This is a genomic window from Mycobacterium sp. (genome assembly GCF_049683355.1).
Classification (GTDB): Bacteria; Actinomycetota; Actinomycetes; order Mycobacteriales; family Mycobacteriaceae; genus Mycobacterium.
The window spans coordinates 1-3,182 of record NZ_JBAUJB010000134.1; the positions used below are offsets into that span (position 1 = coordinate 1).

A 3,182-nucleotide genomic window follows, 5' to 3' on the forward strand; every position below is an offset into this window, starting at 1 on the left:
GGGCGGGACGACCCTGTGCCGGACCGGTGACCAGATGGCCGGCCTGCTGCAGGCCGATGACATCGAAGGAGCGCGCCGGCTGCTGCCGTCGCTGTGCGGCCGTGACCCCGCGGTTCTGGACCCGCCGAGTTTGGCCCGTGCGGCGCTGGAGTCCATCGCCGAGAACACCTCCGATGCCCAGGTCAGCCCACTGGTGTGGGCGGCAGCCGGGGGCACGCCCGCAGTGCTGGTGTACCGAGCCGCCAACACATTGGACGCGATGATCGGCAACCGTTCCCCGCGGTATGCCCGGTTCGGTTGGGCCGCAGCTCGTTTCGATGATCTCGTCAACCTCGCCGGCGCTCGGCTCACGGGCGTGCTGGTCGCCGTGTGCGCCCCTGTGGTCGGGGGGTCGCCGGTGGCCGCGGTGCGGGCCTGGCGACGGGACGCGCGTAAACACCCGAGCCCGAACGCCGGGGTCGCGGAGGCTACCTTCGCCGGCGCTCTCGGGGTGCGTCTCGGTGGTCCCACGCAGTACGCCCACGAGCTGGAGATCCGGCCGACGCTCGGCGACGGCGCGGCCCCGGGGGCCGCAGATCTCGTCCGGGCGGTGCGGTTGTCGCGCGCCGTTCAGGTGGCTGCCGCGGTGGCGGCGGTCAGCGTCGCTTCCCGTAGCGGTCGGCGAGCTTCTCCTCGGCCGTGACCGGAAGCGCGGGTTCACCGGCGGCGTCTCGTGCCGAGGCGGCCTCGGCCGTCGCGGTGGCTGCGGCCTTCTCCCGACCACGCACCTGTAGTTCGGAGTACACGAAGTAACCGACGCCGATCGGCGCGATGATCCCGAACGCGATCCACTGGATGCCGTAGGACAGGAACGGTCCGGCGTCGAGGTGGGGCAGCGGGATGACGCCCAGGCCGCCGGGCTGACCGTCGACCAATTGCAGGTAAGAGCCGGCCAGCGGGACACCGGTCAAATCGGAGATCTGGCCGGTGTTGATCGAGTAGACCTGCTGGATGCCGTCAGCCAAGAACGGGTCCTTTCCCACGGCGACGCCTTCGGGGTCGCGGAGTCGGGCGGTGATCGTGACGGTCCCGGCGGGCGGCGGCTCGATGGCCGGCACCTGCGAACCCTCGACGGGGCGCACGTAGCCGCGGTCGACGAGCACGGTCGGCCCGCCGTCCACCGCGAACGGGGCCAGCACCTCGAACGCGGGCTCGCCGTCGATGACCCGCAGCCTGGCCAGGACCTGCCCCTCGGCCAGGTAGCGTCCGGTGGCCGTCACTCTGTGCCACTGTTCGTCGGGGGCGGCGGAATCCTGCTGCGGCAGAACCGTCGTCACCGGGACCGGTTCGGCTTCCAGCGAGCTCGCGATCTGCGCGTTCTCCCGCGACGTCGCAGTGTTCTTGCCGAGCTGCCACGGCGCCAGCACGGTGAAGCACAGGTAGGCGAACGCGGCCACCACCACGTACAACGCCAGCCACTGCGGCCGCAGCAGGAACGCCCAGCGACGCATGGTCAGCTCACCTGTTCCCGGTCGGCCAGCCACCCATCCACCCAGGCGTGCAGACCGGGCAGCGACGCGTCGATCACCGCGAATACGTCTTCGAAGTCGTCGTGGGTGCCGTAGTAGGGATCCTCCACGTCATCGACGTGTGCCCCCGATCTCGGGTCGAAGGACCGCAGCAACCGCAGTCGGCCGGCCGGCACCCCCAGGTGCTGCAGCATGCGGAAATGGTTTCGGCCCAGCGCCACCACCAGATCGGCCGACAGGTGGTCGTCACCGATCTGAGCGGCGCGATGCGCGGTCGGGTAGCCGTGGCCGCGCAGCACCTGCCCGGCCCGGCGGTCGGCGGGTTCACCCTCATGCCAGTGACCGGTGCCCGCGCTGGTGACCCGCACCACGTCGGCCAGGCCACGCTCGCCGATCTGGTGGGCGAACATTTTCTCTGCCATCGGGCTGCGGCAGATGTTGCCCGAGCAGATGAAAGTGATGTGGAGGACCGCAGCGTCAGACACCCAACGCCTCCCGTAGGTCGTCGACGTCGGCGACGTGCGCCTGTGCCCGGGGGCTGTCGTCGGCGGTGAAGTCGGCGCGTCCGTAGCCCCAGCCGACGACGATGGTGCCGATGCCGTGGGCGGCGGCCCCCTCGACGTCGTGGGACCGGTCGCCGACCATCACCACCCGGTCCGGCAGAGGCGCGAGCTGCGCGAGTGCATGCGCCACCACGTCGGCCTTGGACGCCCGGCTGCCGTCGACGCTGGCCCCCGCGATCACCTCGAACCAGGTGTCGAGGCTGAAGTGGGCGAGGATGCGCCGCGCAGTCGGCTCGGCCTTCGAGGTGGCCACGGCCAGCCGGACGCCGGCGCTCTGCAGGTCGGCGAGCAGTGCGGGGATCCCGGCGAACGGGCGGTTCATCGACCAGCCGCGGCTCGTGTAGTCGGCGCGGTAGGCGGCGATCGCCGCGTCGGCGTGCTCTCCGAGGCCCATCTCCCGCAGCGTGTGGTGCATCGGTGGGCCGACGATCCGGCTGACCAGGTCACCGTCCGGCACGGCGGCGCCGACGGCCTGCAGCGCGTGGCGGAAACTGGCGACGATGCCCTCGGCCGAATCGGTCAACGTGCCGTCCAGATCGAAGATCACCAGATCGCCGCGGCTCACCTGCGCGGAGTTCTGCGTGCTGTCCAGCGTGTCTGTCACGGCTCCATTGTCCCTGATGTCTAGCCGGGGCCGACCCGCACTAGTGTCGTGATGTGGCAAGTCGATGCAGTTCCCTGTTCGGGGTGACGCAATGACGGTCCGGCTCGCGGACGTCATCGAAGTGCTCGATGCGGCCTACCCCCCTCGATTCGCCCAGAGCTGGGACTCGGTCGGCCTGGTCTGCGGCGACCCGGCAGAAGAAGTCGAGACGGTGACGATCGCCGTCGACGCGACACCGGCTGTGCTGGCGCAGGTGCCCGAGCGCGGGCTCCTGCTGGCGCATCATCCGCTGCTGCTGCGCGGCGTGGACTCGGTGGCCGCTGATTCCGCCAAGGGCGCTCTGATCCACTCGATGATCCGCACCGGGCGCGCCCTGTTCACCGCACACACCAACGCCGACAGCGCGTCCCCCGGGGTGTCTGACGCACTGGCCGACGCGTTGGGCCTGCAGGTGACCGACGTGCTCTCGCCGCTGCCGACCGGGCCGACCCTGGACAAGTGGGTGGT

General features: G+C 70.8%; 5 protein-coding genes. 2 read left to right on the top strand and 3 right to left on the bottom strand.

Annotated elements, in window-relative coordinates; all coding sequences use genetic code 11:
• On the top strand, window positions 1–682 hold a 682-nt coding region (locus WA944_RS08520), incomplete at its 5' end, for a cobalamin biosynthesis protein CobD/CbiB (RefSeq protein ID WP_526646726.1).
• Here the strand turns inward: WA944_RS08520 and WA944_RS08525 are convergent.
• Genes WA944_RS08525 through WA944_RS08535 form a run of 3 tightly spaced genes read right to left on the bottom strand, consistent with a single transcriptional unit; the run spans window position 636 to window position 2,675 of the window.
• A complete protein-coding gene (locus WA944_RS08525; RefSeq protein WP_526374214.1) occupies window positions 636–1,490 on the bottom strand; it encodes an SURF1 family cytochrome oxidase biogenesis protein in 855 nt (284 codons plus the stop codon). The two genes, WA944_RS08520 and WA944_RS08525, sit on opposite strands and share 47 nt — an antisense overlap.
• Before the next feature lie 2 nt (window positions 1,491–1,492).
• A complete protein-coding gene (locus WA944_RS08530) occupies window positions 1,493–1,993 on the bottom strand; it encodes a low molecular weight protein-tyrosine-phosphatase (RefSeq protein ID WP_526374212.1) in 501 nt (166 codons plus the stop codon).
• Window positions 1,986–2,675, bottom strand: a complete 690-nt coding sequence (locus WA944_RS08535; RefSeq protein ID WP_526609784.1) for an HAD-IA family hydrolase — start codon at window positions 2,673–2,675, stop codon at window positions 1,986–1,988. The genes WA944_RS08530 and WA944_RS08535 overlap by 8 nt, the downstream gene beginning before the upstream one ends.
• Window positions 2,676–2,766: 91 nt before the next feature.
• On the opposite strand from WA944_RS08535, the gene WA944_RS08540 reads away from it, so the two are divergent.
• Window positions 2,767–3,182, top strand: a 416-nt coding sequence (locus WA944_RS08540) for a Nif3-like dinuclear metal center hexameric protein (protein ID WP_526646728.1), incomplete at its 3' end; no start/stop codon positions are given.